Origin of the sequence: Uliginosibacterium paludis, from assembly GCF_039631355.1 — a bacterium.
Taxonomy (GTDB): Bacteria; Pseudomonadota; Gammaproteobacteria; order Burkholderiales; family Rhodocyclaceae; genus Uliginosibacterium; species Uliginosibacterium paludis.
On sequence record NZ_JBDIVF010000005.1, the window covers coordinates 13,594 to 28,743 of the forward strand.

The 15,150-nt window shown below is 66.7% G+C and carries 16 protein-coding genes; 11 read left to right on the plus strand and 5 right to left on the minus strand.

Annotation, left to right across the window (positions count from 1 at the left end; all coding sequences use genetic code 11):
• Positions 1 to 58: 58 nt before the first annotated feature.
• Complete coding sequence (nifL, locus tag ABDB87_RS13590; protein WP_345927931.1) at positions 59 to 1,597, minus strand: nitrogen fixation negative regulator NifL; 1,539 nt, start codon at positions 1,595 to 1,597, stop codon at positions 59 to 61.
• Between the two features lie 376 nt (positions 1,598 to 1,973).
• Here nifL and rsxA point away from each other — a divergent pair, with 376 nt between their 5' ends.
• The 8 genes from rsxA (at position 1,974) to ABDB87_RS13630 (ending at position 7,983) form a co-directional block, all read left to right on the plus strand.
• Positions 1,974 to 2,555, plus strand: a complete 582-nt coding sequence (gene rsxA / locus ABDB87_RS13595; RefSeq protein WP_345928282.1) for an electron transport complex subunit RsxA — start codon at positions 1,974 to 1,976, stop codon at positions 2,553 to 2,555.
• A 10-nt stretch (positions 2,556 to 2,565) separates the two neighbouring features.
• Entirely contained in the window at positions 2,566 to 3,090 is a 525-nt protein-coding gene (locus ABDB87_RS13600) for an RnfABCDGE type electron transport complex subunit B (RefSeq protein WP_345927933.1), read from the plus strand.
• Positions 3,091 to 3,104: 14 nt separating this feature from the next.
• Positions 3,105 to 4,592 carry an electron transport complex subunit RsxC gene (gene rsxC / locus ABDB87_RS13605; RefSeq protein ID WP_345927935.1) on the plus strand — a complete coding sequence of 496 codons (1,488 nt, stop codon included), beginning with the start codon at positions 3,105 to 3,107 and terminating at the stop codon, positions 4,590 to 4,592.
• A gap of 10 nt (positions 4,593 to 4,602) precedes the next feature.
• A complete protein-coding gene (locus ABDB87_RS13610; protein WP_345927937.1) occupies positions 4,603 to 5,694 on the plus strand; it encodes an RnfABCDGE type electron transport complex subunit D in 1,092 nt (363 codons plus the stop codon).
• Between the two features lie 2 nt (positions 5,695 to 5,696).
• Positions 5,697 to 6,311 (plus strand): electron transport complex subunit RsxG, encoded by a 615-nt coding sequence (gene rsxG / locus ABDB87_RS13615; RefSeq protein WP_345927938.1) that lies wholly within the window; start codon positions 5,697 to 5,699, stop codon positions 6,309 to 6,311.
• Positions 6,308 to 6,994, plus strand: coding sequence for an electron transport complex subunit E (locus ABDB87_RS13620; protein WP_345927940.1), 687 nt, complete (start codon positions 6,308 to 6,310; stop codon positions 6,992 to 6,994). The genes rsxG and ABDB87_RS13620 overlap by 4 nt, the downstream gene beginning before the upstream one ends.
• A 20-nt stretch (positions 6,995 to 7,014) precedes the next feature.
• A complete protein-coding gene (locus ABDB87_RS13625; RefSeq protein ID WP_345927941.1) occupies positions 7,015 to 7,296 on the plus strand; it encodes an RnfH family protein in 282 nt (93 codons plus the stop codon).
• Positions 7,297 to 7,524: 228 nt separating this feature from the next.
• On the plus strand, positions 7,525 to 7,983 hold the full coding sequence (locus ABDB87_RS13630; protein ID WP_345927943.1) for a GNAT family N-acetyltransferase: 459 nt from the start codon (positions 7,525 to 7,527) through the stop codon (positions 7,981 to 7,983).
• Positions 7,984 to 8,050: 67 nt separating this feature from the next.
• Here the strand turns inward: ABDB87_RS13630 and nifM are convergent, their stop codons facing one another.
• From nifM to ABDB87_RS13650, 4 genes are read right to left on the minus strand one after another with little or no spacing between them, the layout of a single operon-like run.
• A complete protein-coding gene (gene nifM, locus ABDB87_RS13635) occupies positions 8,051 to 8,923 on the minus strand; it encodes a nitrogen fixation protein NifM (RefSeq protein ID WP_345927945.1) in 873 nt (290 codons plus the stop codon).
• Positions 8,916 to 9,392, minus strand: coding sequence for a nitrogen fixation protein NifZ (locus ABDB87_RS13640; protein ID WP_345927947.1), 477 nt, complete (start codon positions 9,390 to 9,392; stop codon positions 8,916 to 8,918). The genes nifM and ABDB87_RS13640 overlap by 8 nt, the downstream gene beginning before the upstream one ends.
• Positions 9,389 to 9,703 (minus strand): nitrogenase-stabilizing/protective protein NifW, encoded by a 315-nt coding sequence (nifW, locus tag ABDB87_RS13645; RefSeq protein WP_345927949.1) that lies wholly within the window; start codon positions 9,701 to 9,703, stop codon positions 9,389 to 9,391. Before nifW ends, ABDB87_RS13640 begins: the two co-directional genes overlap by 4 nt.
• 19 nt (positions 9,704 to 9,722) lie before the next feature.
• Positions 9,723 to 10,679 (minus strand): beta/alpha barrel domain-containing protein, encoded by a 957-nt coding sequence (locus tag ABDB87_RS13650; protein WP_345927951.1) that lies wholly within the window; start codon positions 10,677 to 10,679, stop codon positions 9,723 to 9,725.
• Positions 10,680 to 10,877: 198 nt separating this feature from the next.
• Here ABDB87_RS13650 and ABDB87_RS13655 point away from each other — a divergent pair, with 198 nt between their 5' ends.
• From ABDB87_RS13655 to rlmD, 3 genes are all read left to right on the plus strand, one after another.
• Complete coding sequence (locus ABDB87_RS13655) at positions 10,878 to 12,032, plus strand: FIST signal transduction protein (protein ID WP_345927953.1); 1,155 nt, start codon at positions 10,878 to 10,880, stop codon at positions 12,030 to 12,032.
• The gene (locus ABDB87_RS13660) at positions 12,004 to 13,233 is read left to right on the plus strand and encodes a sensor histidine kinase (RefSeq protein ID WP_345927955.1); all 1,230 of its coding nucleotides are present in this window, start codon (positions 12,004 to 12,006) and stop codon (positions 13,231 to 13,233) included. The genes ABDB87_RS13655 and ABDB87_RS13660 overlap by 29 nt, the downstream gene beginning before the upstream one ends.
• Positions 13,234 to 13,795: 562 nt before the next feature.
• Positions 13,796 to 15,094, plus strand: coding sequence for a 23S rRNA (uracil(1939)-C(5))-methyltransferase RlmD (rlmD, locus tag ABDB87_RS13665; RefSeq protein WP_345927957.1), 1,299 nt, complete (start codon positions 13,796 to 13,798; stop codon positions 15,092 to 15,094).
• Positions 15,095 to 15,150: the final 56 nt, after the last annotated feature.

Below are 15,150 nucleotides of genomic sequence, written 5' to 3' on the forward strand. Positions count from 1 at the left end.
TGCTTCCATGTTGCTTCGATCCGCTCGCACGGGGGCGTGCGAGCCGGTGCTGCGTCTCTCAGTCCTGCCGGTGCCGCAGGGGCAGCACGACGCGGGCGAGGCAGCCGCCACGCGGTGCCTCGGCCAGTTCGATATTGCCGCCGTGGTCCACGGCGACCTGCAGCGCTGCGGCGAGCCCGGTACCGAGGTGATTGCCCTGGCGCTTCTTGGTCGTCCAGAACGGTTCGAAGGCGCGCAGGCGGGATTCGGGGGCGAGGCCGGGGCCACTGTCGGTGATGTCCACCGCGAGGCTGTCACTGGCCGCGTGCGTGCTGATGGACAGTTCGCGCTGGTTCCAGCCCTTGGTGTTCATGGCCTCGATGGCGTTGTCGACCAGCGCCTTGAGCATGGCGCGCAGCCGGGTCGGCGAGCCCTGCAGGGCGGGCAGCACGAGTTGCGGGGACCAGCTCACGCTGATGCCGGCGGCGAGGAAGGTCTGCGCCGAGAGGTCGAGCACGTCGCGCACCGCCTCGTTCATGTTGACCGAGCTGCTCGCGCTGGCCGCGGCTGGCGGCACGGCCGAGCGCAGCGTCTCCAGCACGCTCTGGCCGGCCTTGAGCGCTTCGGCCAGCGCGGCCTGGGTGGGATCGCAACCCCGCCGGCCCATCATGTTCACGACCGACTCGAGCACATTGAGCGGGCCTTCCATCTGGTAGACCGCCGCGGCCATGCTCTCGCGCAGCGCCTGCTGTCGGGCTTCGTCGGCGAGCAGCGCATGCAGGGCGGCCACGCGGGCCTTTTCCTGCTCCATGACCTGACGCGTCACCTCGCTGGCGACCAGCAGCAGATAGGCCTCGGGGCGCTCATTGTAGAAAGCGTCGGTTTCGTCGTTCGTGCTCGCTACCCAGACGCCGGAGCAGGCATACCAGCGCGGGTTGCGCCAGTGCGGGCGGTCGAGCCGCACCTGGCGATCGAGAAAGGCGTGGGCGCCCGGCTTGAAGGGGCCGAAGCCGCTGCCGAGCTCGGCGCGCACGGCTTCAAGCAGCACCGTGGCGGGCTCCTGCATGCGCAGGTCCGACATCAGCGCCTTGTAGGCGTGGTTGTCGAGCAGTACGCGGTCTTCCATGTTGAGCAGGGCCAGCACCATCGGCGCGCCATCCACCACCGATTCGATCAGCGCCTTCTGGTTGCGCACGGCGCACTCGAGCCGGTGCAGCTCGGTGATGTCGCGATGCAGACCGAGGTAGTGGCTGATCGCGCCGCTGTCATCGAGCACCGGCGTGATGGTGAGGTCGGCGAGATAGCGCGTGCCGTCCTTGCGGCTGTTGACCAGGCGGCCGCTCCAGGGCTGCTTCTGGCTGATGTGCGCCCACAGATCCTTGTAGACCGGCGGCGGCGTGGTGCGGCTGGCCAGCATGCTCTGGTTGCTGCCCACCGATTCGATCTGGGTGTAGCCGGTCTTGCGGGCAAAAGCCGGATTTACATACTGGATCACCGCGTGCGGATCGGTGATCGAGATCGCGATGTCTGCCTGCTCCACGGCGGCCCGGAAGAGGTCGGCGGGAACGTCGGAGAGCGGAGCCTTCTTGCGGGGGGGCGATTTTTTCGGGCTGGGCATGGCAAGCAATTCAATCCGTTCGTGCTGCGCGAGGGGAGGCAGGCTCTCACTCCTGCCCGTCCGGGACGACACTTCGTCTGATGCAGATTTCATGCCGTTGTGCTGACGCATGCCGATGGAATTGAGCTGGGTCAAATCCCGCCGGACCTGGCGGCCGGACGGTCGTCGGGCGGGGACTTGTCGTATCCCCTACAGGCTGTCGGAAGCGTGACGCGACGGGCGAATTCGCGACATCAGTACGGCATTTCCGCCAAAGCCCGCCGGGGCAAGGCGGCGGCGCACCTTCACGGTGCCGCTGATGCACCTGGCACGCGCCATGCACCGGTGGAGCCAGGATGACGCCAGCCGGCGCATCCCCGATAGCCGGAAGAAAGCGATGAGCGAATACCTGATCCTGCTGGTGAGCACCGCGCTGGTGAACAACGTGGTGATGATGAAGTTTCTCGGTCTGTGTCCCTTCATGGGCGTGTCGAAGCAGCTCGACAGCGCGCTGGGCATGGGCATGGCGACCACCTTCGTGATCACCGTGGCCTCGGCGGCGGCCTGGCTGCTGGACCACTTTCTGCTGGCGCCGCTGGGCCTGGAATACCTGCGCATCCTGTCCTTCATCGTGGTGATTGCGGCCACGGTGCAGTTCATCGAAGCGGTGATCAAGAAGAGCATGCCGGCGCTCTATCGCGCACTGGGCATCTACCTGCCGCTGATCACGACCAACTGCGCGGTGCTGGGTCTCGCACTGCTCAATGTGCAGGAAGGCAACGGCTTCCTGAAAACGCTGGTGTATGCCTTCGGCTCCTCGCTGGGCTTCGTGCTGGTGATGGTGATGTTCGCCGGTCTGCGCGAACGCCTGGCGCTGGCCAAGGTGCCGGAAGCCTTCGAGGGCGTGCCGCTGAGCTTCGTGCTGGCGGGCCTGCTGGCGATGGCCTTCATGGGCTTTTCCGGCCTCAATTTCGCGTAAGGAGCGAGCGATGATCGGCGTTCTGAGTCTGACTTTCCTGGGCCTCTCGCTGGGCCTGTTGCTGGGCTATGCGGCGAAGGTGTTCGCGGTGGAAGCCGACAGCACCACTGAAGAGTTGCTGGCCATGATGCCCGGCACCAACTGCGGCCAGTGTGGCCTGGCCGGTTGCAATGCGGCGGCCGAGGCGCTGGTGGCGGGCAGTGCGCCGGCCACGATCTGCCCGGGCGGTGGCGTGGCACTGGCGCAGGCGATTGCCGCCAAGCTGGGGCTGGCTCTGGATCTGGACGGCATGGAAGACGCCGGCCCGCAGATGGCGGTGGTCGAGGAAAACATCTGCATCGGCTGCGGCAAGTGCGTGAAGCACTGCCCCACCGACGCGATTCTGGGGGCTGCCAAGCAGATCCACAGCGTGCTGGATGAGGCCTGCACAGGTTGCGGCGGTTGCACCGACTGCTGCCCGACCGGCGCGATCGTGCTGCAGCCGGTGCCGCAGAACCTGCGCGACTGGAACTGGGCGCGGCCCGCGTTCGCCTGACAGGAGACACAGTGATGGGATTTCTCGACCGTTTTCTCAAGGGCAGCTGGGGCGTGCATCCGCACGACGACCACAAGCGCCCGGCCGCCGATGTGCCGCTGCGCGTGATGCCGGTGCCGGCCGAGCTGCGCGTGCCGCTGCTGCAGCATGTGGGGGCGCCGGCCAAACCGGTGGTGCAGGTGGGCGACAAGGTGCTGCGCGGCCAGCTGATCGGTGCGGCCCAGGGCAATGTGTCGGCACCGGTGCATGCGCCAAGCTCCGGGGTGGTGACGGCCATCGGCCCGGTCACGGCTCCGCATCCTTCCGGCCTGCCATTCGACGCCATCACGATCGCCTGCGATGGTGAAGATCGCGCGATCGAGGCCGCCGGCCAGCCCGATCCCTTCGCACTGGACCCGGCAGAAGTCACCCGTCTCATCGCGGCCGCCGGCGTGGTGGGCCTCGGTGGCGCGACCTTCCCCTCGGCGCCCAAGGCGCAGCTGGGCCGCAAGCATGCGGTGGAGACGCTGGTCATCAACGGCGGGGAGTGCGAGCCCTATCTTTCCAGTGATGATTGCGTGATGCGTTCGCGCGCCGATGAAGTCATCGATGGTGTGCGCATCCTGATGCATGCGACCGGTGCATCGACCGCGCTGGTCGGCATCGAGGACAACAAGCCCGAAGCGATTGCGGCGATGCGCCTGGCGGCCGAAGGGCAGGCCGGCATCCGCATCTGCCCGGTGCCGGCGCGTTATCCGATGGGCTCCGACCGCCAGCTGGTGCAGGTGCTGACCGGCAAGGAAGTGCCGGCCGGCGCACGCACCGCCACCATCGGCGTGCTGGTGAATAACGTGAGCACCTGCGCCGCGATTCATCGTGCGCTGCGCCATGGTGAAGCGCTCTATAGCCGCATCGTGACCGTCAATGGCGGCGCAGTGGCCGAGCCGGGCAATGTGCTGGCGCCGATCGGTGTCAGCGTGGCGGACCTGCTGGCCTTCGTCGGCCTCAGGGAAACACCCGCGCGCCTGGTGCTGGGCGGCCCGATGATGGGCCTGGCGCTGCCGCATGCCGATGTGCCGACGGTGAAGGCCTGCGGCGGCATCCTCGCGCTCACTGCTGCCGAAATCACGAAGCCCGAGGCCTCGCCCTGCATCCGTTGTGGCAGCTGCGTGCAGGCCTGCCCGATGGGATTGCAGCCGCTGGAGATCGCCGCCCGCGTGCGCGCCGGCGATCTGGAGGGCGCCGAAAAGCTGCAGCTCGACGATTGCCTCGCCTGCGGCTGCTGCGCCTATGTGTGCCCCTCGAACCTGCCGCTGGTGCACGCCTTCTATCACGCCAAGGGCGAGCTCTGGAAACGCGCGCAGCAGAAGAAAAAGATGGAATTCACCAAGGGTCTGGCCCAGGCCAAGACCGAACGCCTGGAGCGCGAAGCCCGCGAGCGCGCCGAAGCCGCGGCAAAGCGCAAGGCGGCACGCGCCGCGCAGCAGGCGGCCGCTGCCGCACCTGCACCCGCAGCGGAATGAAAGGAAGCAGATGATGAATACTCCCCTGAGCGCAGCCTTGCCCGCCGTGGCGGCTTCACCGCACTCCCGCGAGCTCTCCAGCATCAGCCGGGTGATGCTCAAGGTCGTGGCCTGCCTGGCGCCGGCGACCCTGTGCGGCTTCTGGTACTTCGGCCTGCCTGCGCTGAACCTCTGGCTGGTGACGGTGGCCGCAGCGCTCGCTGGCGAGGCGCTCTGCCTGCGCCTGATGGGCAAGCCGGTGAAAACGGCGCTCTTCGATGGCTCCGCACTCATCACCGGCTGGCTGCTGGCGATGAGCCTGCCACCCTGGGCACCCTGGTGGATCGGACTGGTCGGCGGGCTCTTTGCCACCATCATCGGCAAGCAGATCTTCGGCGGCATCGGCTTCAATCTCTTCAATCCGGCGATGATTGCGCGGGTCGCGCTGCTGGTCTCCTTTCCGGTGGCGATGACGGCCTGGGTCACGCCGGGCGGGCAGATGAGCACACATGCTCCTGGCATGATGGAGTCGTTGGGCATCACCTTCGGCGGTGCGGTGCCGGATGCCTTTACCAGCGCCTCGCTGCTGGGGCATGCGAAGACCGAACTGTCGCGCGGTGTCGATCTGCTCCACACCTTCGCCGAGGGCATGCCGATGTCCCTGTCCGGCCAGCGGCCGGGCAGCCTGGGTGAAACCGGCGTGCTGCTGCTGGCTGCGGGCGGTGTTGCGCTGATCCTGATGCGCGTCATCAGCTGGCACATTCCGCTGGCCATGCTGGCCGCGATTGCCGTGCCGGCAGCGATTGGCCATGCCGTGAATCCGGCGCGCTATCTGGATGCCGGCACCCACCTGATGTCGGGCGCGGCGATCCTGGGCGCCTTCTTCATCGCGACCGATTACGTGACCTCGCCTTCGTCCCGCGCGGGGCAACTCGTGTTCGGCGCCGGCTGTGGCTTCCTCACCTGGGTGATCCGCAGCTATGGCGGCTATCCGGAGGGCGTGGCCTTCGCGGTGCTCTTGATGAACGCGCTCTCGCCGGCCATCGAACGCCTGCTGCCGCCGCGCATCTATGGCCGTGACTGGCGCGGCGAACCCATCGTGCTGAAGAAGAAGGAGCAATGAGCATGCAGATCGACGCCTTGCGCGAGCGCATTCCCTACCACGGCGGCCTGCTGGCCTTCTTCACGCTGGTGACCAGCCTCGCGCTGCTGACCGCCAACCGCATCACGCTGCCGGCCATCGAGCGGGCGGCGCAGGATGATCTCAAGAGCTCGCTGGAGCAGGTGCTGCCGGAAGGCATGACGGATAACGATCTGCTCGCCGCTGCCGTCGAGGTCGATGACAATGGCGTGAAACGGACGGTCTATCGCGGCACGAAGGCCGGCGCGTTTTCAGCCGCCGTGTTCGGCTTCAGCGGCCGCGGCTATGCCGGCGAGATCAAGCTGCTGATCGGCGTGGATGCCGGCGGCACGGTGACCGGCGTGCGGGTGCTCAAGCATGCCGAGACGCCGGGGCTGGGAGACAAGATCGAAGTCGCCAAGAGCGACTGGATCCGCTCGTTTGAGAAGAAGTCGCTGGAGAACACGCCGGTGGCCGCCTGGGCGGTGAAGAAGGATGGCGGCCAGTTCGACCAGTTCGCCGGCGCGACGATCACGCCGCGTGGCGTGGTCAAGGCCGTGAAGGAGGGCCTGCAGTTCTTCGCGGCCCATCGTGAAGAGATTGCGGGAGCAGCGAAATGAGCGAAGCTGGCGTGGCTTACGGCAAGGTGATGCGTGACGGACTGTGGGACCAGAACGTGGTCTTCTCGCAGCTGCTGGCGATGTGCCCGACCATGGCGGTGACGACCTCGGGCACCAATGGCCTCGGCATGGGGCTCGCCACGACGGCGGTGCTGGTGGCCTCCAACATGCTGATCTCGGCGATCCGGAACTATGTGTCGGATCAGGTCCGCATTCCGGTCTTCGTTGTCGTGATTGCGACACTCGTGACCCTGGTCGACATGTCGCTCAATGCCTGGCTGCACGAGCTCTACAAGGTGCTGGGCCTCTTCATCGCGCTGATCGTGGTCAACTGCGCGATCCTCGGGCGGGCCGAGGCCTTTGCGTTCAAGAACGGCGTCGTGGCGTCAGCGGTGGATGGCCTGGCGATGGGGCTGGGCTTCACCTTCGCGCTGACGGTGATGGGCCTGGTGCGTGAGCTCATCGGCAGCGGCACCCTGTTTTCGCAAGCCAGCCTGCTGCTGGGCCCCTCTTTCTCCTTTCTCGAGATGAAGGTGATTCCGGACTATGTCGGCGTGCTGATGATGATCCTGCCGCCGGGCGGCTTCCTGGCGCTGGGCTTCCTGCTGGTGGCCAAGCGTCAGCTTGAGCGGCGCCTGGCTTCGCGCCGCGTGCCCGAGCCGGCCAGTCACTGTGCCGTGTGATCGCTGAAGGAGAGCACAAGATGAAAGTAGCAGTGGCCTATACCGAGCCGGGCAGGAAATCCTGGCTGCATGTGGAGGTGCCGGAGGATGCGAGCGTGCAGCAGGCCATCGAGGTCTCGGGCATTCTCGGCATTCATCCAGCGATTGATCTGGCAAGCCAGCGCGTGGGCGTGTTCGGCAAGGCGGTGAAGCTGGACGCACCCTTGCGGGCGGGCGACCGCGTCGAGATCTATCGGCCCATCGTCTGTGATCCGCTGACCGTCAAGCGCCGGCCGGGCTTCGAGCTCAGCGACGACGAGTGACAGGACGCTGAAGCCACGCGGCAGGCGTTGCGGCGGCACATTGCGCCGCACGCTGCGCGACCTCTGCCGCCGCACCCGGCGCATACGGGTTCGCGGCGCTTCAGGCCCTGTGCCTCGTGTTTCCGGGTTCGGAGCGTCAGGCCGGGCGAAGGCTTTTTTGTCTTTTTCCAACGAGGCTGGGCGTCGCCTGGTTTATGCTTCGCGCCTCGTTTTCATGATGCCGGCTTGATGAACCTGAAATTCCGCCCCGCCCAACAGAATGACCTTGCAGACATCGTGGCCCTGCTGGGCGAGCTGTTTGCCATCGAACGCGACTTTTCGCCCGAGCCGGCGCGCCAGCTGGCCGCGCTGAAGCTCATGCTGCCGCGTGAGGACATCCTGCTGATGGTGGCCGAGCTGCAGGCGGGCGACGAGAGCCGGGTCATCGGCTTCTGCTCGGTGCAGAGCCTGATCTCGACCGCCGAAGGCGGGCCGGTGGGCATGGTCGAGGATGTGGTGGTGGAGGCCTCCTTCCGCGGCCAGAAAGTGGGTCGTCGCCTGCTGGAAGCCGCCGAAGTCTGGGCACGCCGGCGTGGCATGAGCCGCATCCAGCTGCTGGCCGATGAAGACAATCAGCCCGCACAGGATTTCTATCGCCACATGGGCTGGGCGCGCGGCAACATGCGCAACTGGCGCAAGCGTTTCTGAGGCGGGCGGATGCATGAAAAACGCCGGCTGAAGCCGGCGTTTTTCCTTGTGCTGCGCCTGCCGCGAATCAGACGTAGCCCTCGGTGACCTGACGGATCCAGGCGCGCTGGCGGTTTTCGCGACGTGCTTCGATCATCTGTTCGCGGATGCGCTCACGCACCGTGGCGAAGGGAACGCGGCCTGCCGCCTGCACGTTCTCGCAGCGAAGCAGATGAAAGCCCATCGGGGATTCGACGATGCTGCTGAGCATGCCGGCGCGCATGTCGAAGGCGGCGGTTTCGAGTGCGGGAAAGAGCTTGCCGCGAGCGACCTGGCCCAGCATGCCGCCCTGCATCGCGGTCGGGCACTCGGAATGGCGCAGGGCCTGCTCGGCGAAGCGGTCGGGGGCGCGTTCGAGCAGCGCGCGGATCGCTTCGAGCCGCGCGCGGACGACCTCACGCTCTGTCCGGTCTGCCGCATCGCTGAACGTGAGCAGGATGTGGCGCAGCGTGCGGCGCTCCGGGGTCTGGAAGCGATCGAAGTGCAGCCGGTAGAAGAGCTCGGTCTCCAGATTGCTGACAGGCGGAATCCGTGCGGACACCATTTCGAGCACGCCGTCGATGCGCAGCTCGCGTTCGATTTCGGCGCGCATGCCCTGCAGGCTCAGACCATGGCGGGCAAGATCCAGCACGAACTCCGCTTCGCTGGAAAAACGGCTGCCGATTTCGGCCAGCCGCGATTCGATTGCTTCGGCGCTGACTTTCACATGGGTCGACTGGCGACTGCCGAGAATGCGCGCCTCGATCTTGTGCTGGCGCGCCACCACCTGATCGAGCTTCATGCGCTGGGCGGCATCGAGCCGCTCGGGCGTGGTGTCGAACATGACGCGTGCATGCTTGAGCATGAGGTAGGGCGAGCTGGCAGCGGCAACGGCGGCAGCGGGTGAGGCAAGTTCAGACATGATCGGCTTCTTCCTGCAGGGTGGGCACGCCGGCGCACAGCGCGGACTCCCGGACAATGAGCGGATGACCCGCCCAGCACTCGAAATGCACGTGGTAGGCGAGCCCGCCCGGCGCATCACGCAAGACTTTCAGGATTTCACCCCGCGCGCCTTCGGGCACGCGGACTTCACCCTCAATGGCGAGCGCTCTCGCGGCACGTACGCGCTCGCGGGTCTCGAAGCGCGAGTCGATCCAGACTTCGTCGAGCTCCATCAGCTCTTCCTCGCGGCAGCCGACAATGCGGTTCGTGTCGAGGAAATGCACCGAGTAGATCACCTGATCCATCAGGAAGCTGCCGATATCGACGACCGTGCCGATGCTGCCGCGGCGCACCAGCAATTCGCCCCGCAGCGCGCCGGGAAAGGTGCCGTCGTCACGCACGTTGCGGGTCACCCGCAGGCTCTCGCCGACTTCCCAGCGCGGCTTCATGAACGGGCCCTGCCGATGGACTGGATGGAGACCTTCGCGATGCCCTGGGCGCGCTGGAAGACGCGGAACACGGCTTCGGTGCGCGCGTCAGACTTCACGAAGTCGGCATAGGCACGCGCCAGCAGCGCCTTGCAGGTCTCGAAACCGGGCGCTTCACCGGCGCCGCCAAGATAGTTGTGGAAGCGCTGCAGGATGTGCAGCCGATGCACCGCGAGGACGCGCGGACTGAAGGGGATGCCGAAGTACTGCAGGAACTCCTCGGCGGATTCCAGGGCTTCCATTTCTTCGGCAAAGTCGGGATTCGGGGTCATGGTGTGTCCTCACTCGGGTTCAGCAGCAGGGCGGGCGCGGGCGCCTGGCGGGCCGCGCCCGGGCTGATTCATCGGCACGGGCGGATTCAATGGCGACGAAGCGGCAGGGCAGGTCGCTGCCTGAGGGCGTCACGCCGGGTACCGCAGTCTGTGCAAAGGGCTGTGTGGCCACCTGGATCGGCAGCGGCCTGCTGCCGGCCGTCCGGGCCAGGCGCCGGCGCAGGCCGCTCAGCGCTTCGGGGGCTATGCCGGTGGCCAGCCCGTAGCACTGCTGCAGGGCCGGCACGATTTCGTCCAGTGCGGGTTGGGCCCGGCCATGCAGCGACGCGCGCAGATGCGTGGCGCCGGCGCGGGCGGCTGCCAGGGTGTTGGCGGTGGCCAGCCCGAGCCGGTTGCTCGCATGCATTTCGATTTTGAGGCGGCAGGCGCTGCGCAGGCCGCGTATCACCCGGTGGGTGGCGAAGGGGTCGAGCAGCCCGGCGCTGTCGGCATAGCGCAGCCGCACCGCGCCGGCTCGCGCGGCCACTTCGGCCAGCTGCAGCAGGAAAGCCGGATCGGCGCGCGACGCGTCCTCGAGGCCGACGCAGGCTTCCAGACCCAGATCCCGCGCCTGGCTCAGCAGGCTGACGAGTCGGGTCAGCAGAGCCTTCGCGCCGGCACTACCAGCCTGATCAGGTTCGGCAAGCGGCACGGCGATATCGATCAGCCGGGCGCCGAGGCCGGCGCACTGCGCAACCTCCCGCGGGTCGAAGCCGGCGCTGACGCAGAGCCGGGCCCGCAGGCCCAGGTGCGCCAGCGCCCGTACGCTCTCGCGCTCGAGCGCGCTGCGAGCCGGCCAGGCTGCCGCGATTTCATGCACACCGAGCGCATCGAGGCGCTTCGCGATCTCGAGCCGGTCCTGCAGCGCGAAGCCCTGGCCGGCGCTTGCGGCGCCGTCCTGCAGGCTGCTGTCGTGGATGCGTGGTGTGCGTGGCATGTCCGGATCCGGGGGAGGATGCCTTTCTTTGGCAAAAACAGTGCCACCCCTTTCAGGGCCGGAAAGCGGGGGATTCGTGTCAGCTTCGTGCAGCAATGGCGACAAGGCTGACATCGCTTTGAAGGGTTTGCCCCATCGCGAAGGCGCGGAGGGCGCCGTCTGTGTATGCTTCGTGCATCAACGCAAAGCGGAGGCGGAATGCTGATCGATGTGCCGGTGTTCATCGATGACGCAGACATGCTGCGGGTACAGGAGGCCATCGATGCCTTCCTGGCGCGCGGCGCGCAGTCCTTGCTGATTCTGGCGGCGGAGGATTCCGGACAGAACCTGGCGGGCTGGAACAGCCTGCTTCGCGCCTTGCCGGTGCCGGTGTTCGGCGGCGTGTTCCCGCGCGTGCTCTTCGCGGGGCAGGCGCATGCCTGCGGAGTGCTGATCGTGGCGTTGTCGTGCCGCGCCGAGGTCTGCATCGTGGCGGATCCGGACGGCGTCGCGTCCGCTCGCGAGGCTTTGCATGAGGCGCTGCAGGCCCTGCGCACGGCCCGGACGGTGATGCTCTGGGTGGATGGGCTCTCCGCGCATATCGAGACGCTGATCAGCGAAGTCTATGACGTGCTGGGCGCCGGCCCCGCATTTCTGGGCGGGGGCGCCGGCAGCACGCGGCTCTGTGCCGAGCCCTGTCTGTTTTCGGCGCGTGGCGTGACCGGGGGAGCACAGATCGTCGGCCTGCCGGTGGCGCTGGGGCTGGGCGTCCGTCATGGCTGGGAGCCGGTGGCCGGGCCTTTCCTGGTGTCCTCCGTTTCCGGGTGCCGCATCCAGGGGCTGGACTTCAGGCCCGCACTGGAGGTCTATCGCGAGGAAGTCCGCCGGCTCAGCGGGCAGATGGTGGATCCAGCCAACTTCTTTTCGACTGCACGCGCCTTCCCGCTCGGACTCGAACGCATGGACGGCAGCTTCATCGTGCGCGATCCGGTGCGCGCGGAGGGCGACAGCGTGGTGTGCATCGGTGAGGTGCCGGCGCAGTCTGCGCTGCACATTCTTCACGGCAGGCCCGCGGCGCTCATGAAAGCATCGGAAGGCGCCTGCCAGGACGCGCTCGACAGCGGCGTGCAGCCGGCCGCCGCGCTGCTCGTGGATTGCCTCAGCCGTGCGCTGCATCTCGATGCCGTGCATGAGGGGCAGGCAGCGATCATCACTCAGTTCCTGAGCCGATCCTGCGGCGCTCCTGTACCGGTCTTCGGCGTATTGTCACTGGGCGAAATCGCCAGCGAGGGGGCCGGGTGTCTCGAATTTCACAACAAGACTTTCGTTCTGGGCCTGATTCCTCATGCCGGCACACAGCCTGACCCTACCTGAGTCGTCCCATTCGACGATCTGGCTGCTCTCCCTTCAGGGGGAGCTTGCGATGCAGATCGGCACTTCGCTGGACGCCGCGCAGATGCTGCGCACCTTCCTGCTCGCACTCACCCGCCGTCTGCAGTTGCGCGCCGCACAGGTCTGGTGGCTGGGGGACGCCGGTGTCGAGCGGCATGCCTATCCCTCGCGCAGCATCAGCCTCTGGCAGGAAGACCCCGAACGCGAGGCCTGGTGCGAGGCGGCGCTGGGCTCGCAGTACGCCGGCAGCGTGGCGCATGGCAGCCTGCGCGCACTGCGCATCAGCGCCTTTGCCGTGCTGTTTCTCGAGGAGGCCGGCGTGGTCTGCAGCCCCGGCGCGCTGGCTGTGCTGGAGGCCCTCATGCCCCGTCTGGCGTTCGCCTGTCAGGCTTGCCTGGATCACCGGCGCAGCCGCGCCCTGCTGGATCTCACCCGTCTGCAGAACAGCGAACTGCAGGAGGCACGCGAGCGTGCCGAGGCCGCATGGCGCAGCAAGAGCGAATTCCTGGCCGCCATCAGCCATGAAATGCGGACGCCGCTCAACAGCGTGCTGGGGTTTTCCGAGTTGCTCCGGCTGGAGCTGGCCGGCAATGAAATGGAGGAGTACGCCAACTCGATCTACTCCTCGGGCCGCCATCTGCTGGCCATGTTCAATGACCTGCTCGACCTGGCCAAGCTGGACGCACGCAGACTGGTGCTGCATCCGGAAGACATCGATCTGCGTCAGCTCTGCGAGGACGTCTGGGCGCCCTATGGCGCCGAGGCCCAGCGCAAGCAGATCGAGGGCGAACTCCGGATCGAGGCCGGCTTGCCGCAGCGCATCGTGGTTGATCCGGTGCGGCTGCGGCAGATCATCAACAACCTGCTCGGCAACGCGCTGAAATTCACTCATCGCGGGCGTGTGAGCCTGTCGGTTTCACGCGCGGACGGCATGCTCGCTTTCGCGGTATCGGACTCGGGGCCAGGCATTCCTGCCGAGGCACATGGCCGGATCTTCGAGCGCTTCAGCCAGGCGGGTCACGGCTCGGCGCGCAATGCGGAAGGAACTGGGCTGGGGCTGGCGATTGCCCGCGAACTGGCGGAGGAGATGGGGGGCTTCATCCTGCTCGAATCCACGGTCGGGCAGGGCTCGGTATTCACGCTGGTGCTGCCACCGGTAGCGCCGGGGCTGCTTGAGGACTGACGCCCGGAAGCCGGGTGCTTGCGATGACGGGCAAAAAGCGGGCACAAAAAAGCCGACCCGGAGGTCGGCTCTTCGTCGCGCCCGGAATTACTGAGCGGGCGATGCTTCAGCAGCCGGAGCGGAAGCGTCAGCAGCCGGAGCGGATGCGTCAGCAGCCGGAGCGGAAGCGTCAGCAGCAGGAGCCGGAGCCGGAGCTTCGACGGCCGGAGCTGCTTCGACAGGAGCTGCTTCTTCCTTCTTGCCACATGCGGAAACTGCCAGAGCGATCAGAGCAGCGACGAGGAGAGACTGTTTCATTATTCGATTCCCTTGCGAAATAAGTGGGCAACAAGCCAAATCTGAATCGGCCCGTTGGCCGACTCCGGAATTATAGCAACGCAGCGCACCAAAATGGAATCGCTGAAAGAGTCAAGTCTTGTCTTTCTTGCGGGCCGTATGTCGTCTGACAACCGTCGCAATCATGTTTTTGCACAGCCCTGCCGCACCGTACCGGCCGGGGTTTGCGTACCCAAAGCCATTCAGGCCCGATAAAATCGGCGCTCTTTCTCTGCCAAGGATCGCCATGCCCGCTGTTGTTGTCGAGTCGCTGGACCACGAAGGGCGGGGCATCGGCCGCTGCGAGGGCAAGACGATCTTCATTGAAGGCGCTTTGCCGGGCGAGCGGGTCGAGTTCGAGAGCTATCGGCGCAAGCCCAAGTTCGAGCAGGCGGTGATGACTTCGCTGCTGCGCCCGAGTGCGCAGCGCGTTGTGCCACGCTGCAGCTATTTCGGGCTCTGCGGTGGCTGCAGCATGCAGCATCTGGAAACCGGGGCCCAGGTCGCGGCCAAGCAGCGGGTGCTGGAGAATGCCCTGTGGCACCTCGCACGCGTGCGTCCGGACGTGATGCTCTCACCCATTCACGGCCCGGACTGGGGCTACCGTTTCAGGGCGCGCCTCTCGGTGCATGAGGTGCCGGGCGAGCTTGGCGTGCTGGTCGGCTTTCACGAAAAGAAGAGCAGCTACATCGCGGACATGAAGTCCTGCGAAGTGCTGCCGCGTGCGCTCTCCGACCTGCTCGTGCCCTTGCGCGGGCTCATAGGCAGCCTGTCGGTCTCCGACCGGATTCCCCAGGTCGAAATCGCGGTCGGCGAGGCGCAGACGGTGCTGGTCCTGCGCAACCTGCTGCCGCTGACGGCGCAGGACGTCTCCCGCATTCTGGCTTTCGGCAGCACGCACGGCGTCGATATGTGGCACCAGCCCGGCGGGCCGGACAGCGCACGTCCGCTGGATGACACGATGTCTGCCTGGCTGGAGTATTCACTGCCGGAGTTCGGCGTCCGCCTGCGTTTCAAACCGACCGATTTCACCCAGGTCAATATCCAGATCAACCGGATCCTGATGCGTCGCTCCATGCAGTTGCTGGATCCGCGCCCCGGCGAGCGGATTGCCGACCTGTTCTGCGGTCTGGGCAATTTCAGCCTGCCGATTGCGGCCCGCGGTGCGAGCGTGGTCGGAGTGGAGGGCGTCGCCTCGCTGGTGCAGCGGGCAGCGGAGAATGCCGCGCTCAATGGCCTGGCGCAGCGGAGCACTTTCCAGGTTTCCAACCTCTTCGATGCCACCCCGCAAAGCCTTGCGCGGCTTGGCAAACTCGACAAGATGCTGATCGATCCGCCCCGGGAGGGCGCCATCGCCGTCTGCAAGGCGCTGGGGAATGATGCACCGCGCCGCCTGGTCTATGTGTCCTGCAATCCCGCCACGCTGGCGCGCGATACGGCGGTGCTCGTTCATGAGAAGGGCTACCGCCTGCGCAGCGCCGGCATTGCCAACATGTTCCCGCAGACCTCGCATGTGGAGTCGGTCGCGCTCTTCGAGCGGGACTGATCCAGCCGCCGGCCCATGCAAAAACGCCCGCATGAAGCGGGCGTATTCGTTTCAGC

Excerpts from the sequence above, each read along its gene's own strand:
- ABDB87_RS13655 (WP_345927953.1), top strand. The coding sequence starts at position 10,878 with ATGCTGATCGATGTGCCGGTGTTCATCGATGACGCAGACATGCTGCGG.
- ABDB87_RS13625 (WP_345927941.1), top strand. The coding sequence starts at position 7,015 with ATGAAAGTAGCAGTGGCCTATACCGAGCCGGGCAGGAAATCCTGGCTG.
- ABDB87_RS13660 (WP_345927955.1), top strand. The coding sequence starts at position 12,004 with ATGCCGGCACACAGCCTGACCCTACCTGAGTCGTCCCATTCGACGATC.
- ABDB87_RS13640 (WP_345927947.1), bottom strand. The coding sequence starts at position 9,392 with ATGAAGCCGCGCTGGGAAGTCGGCGAGAGCCTGCGGGTGACCCGCAAC.
- rlmD (WP_345927957.1), top strand. The coding sequence starts at position 13,796 with ATGCCCGCTGTTGTTGTCGAGTCGCTGGACCACGAAGGGCGGGGCATC.
- nifM (WP_345927945.1), bottom strand. The coding sequence starts at position 8,923 with ATGTCTGAACTTGCCTCACCCGCTGCCGCCGTTGCCGCTGCCAGCTCG.
- nifW (WP_345927949.1), bottom strand. The coding sequence starts at position 9,703 with ATGACCCCGAATCCCGACTTTGCCGAAGAAATGGAAGCCCTGGAATCC.
- ABDB87_RS13600 (WP_345927933.1), top strand. The coding sequence starts at position 2,566 with ATGATCGGCGTTCTGAGTCTGACTTTCCTGGGCCTCTCGCTGGGCCTG.
- nifL (WP_345927931.1), bottom strand. The coding sequence starts at position 1,597 with ATGCCCAGCCCGAAAAAATCGCCCCCCCGCAAGAAGGCTCCGCTCTCC.
- ABDB87_RS13650 (WP_345927951.1), bottom strand. The coding sequence starts at position 10,679 with ATGCCACGCACACCACGCATCCACGACAGCAGCCTGCAGGACGGCGCC.
- rsxC (WP_345927935.1), top strand. The coding sequence starts at position 3,105 with ATGGGATTTCTCGACCGTTTTCTCAAGGGCAGCTGGGGCGTGCATCCG.
- ABDB87_RS13620 (WP_345927940.1), top strand. The coding sequence starts at position 6,308 with ATGAGCGAAGCTGGCGTGGCTTACGGCAAGGTGATGCGTGACGGACTG.
- ABDB87_RS13630 (WP_345927943.1), top strand. The coding sequence starts at position 7,525 with ATGAACCTGAAATTCCGCCCCGCCCAACAGAATGACCTTGCAGACATC.
- rsxG (WP_345927938.1), top strand. The coding sequence starts at position 5,697 with ATGCAGATCGACGCCTTGCGCGAGCGCATTCCCTACCACGGCGGCCTG.
- ABDB87_RS13610 (WP_345927937.1), top strand. The coding sequence starts at position 4,603 with ATGATGAATACTCCCCTGAGCGCAGCCTTGCCCGCCGTGGCGGCTTCA.
- rsxA (WP_345928282.1), top strand. The coding sequence starts at position 1,974 with ATGAGCGAATACCTGATCCTGCTGGTGAGCACCGCGCTGGTGAACAAC.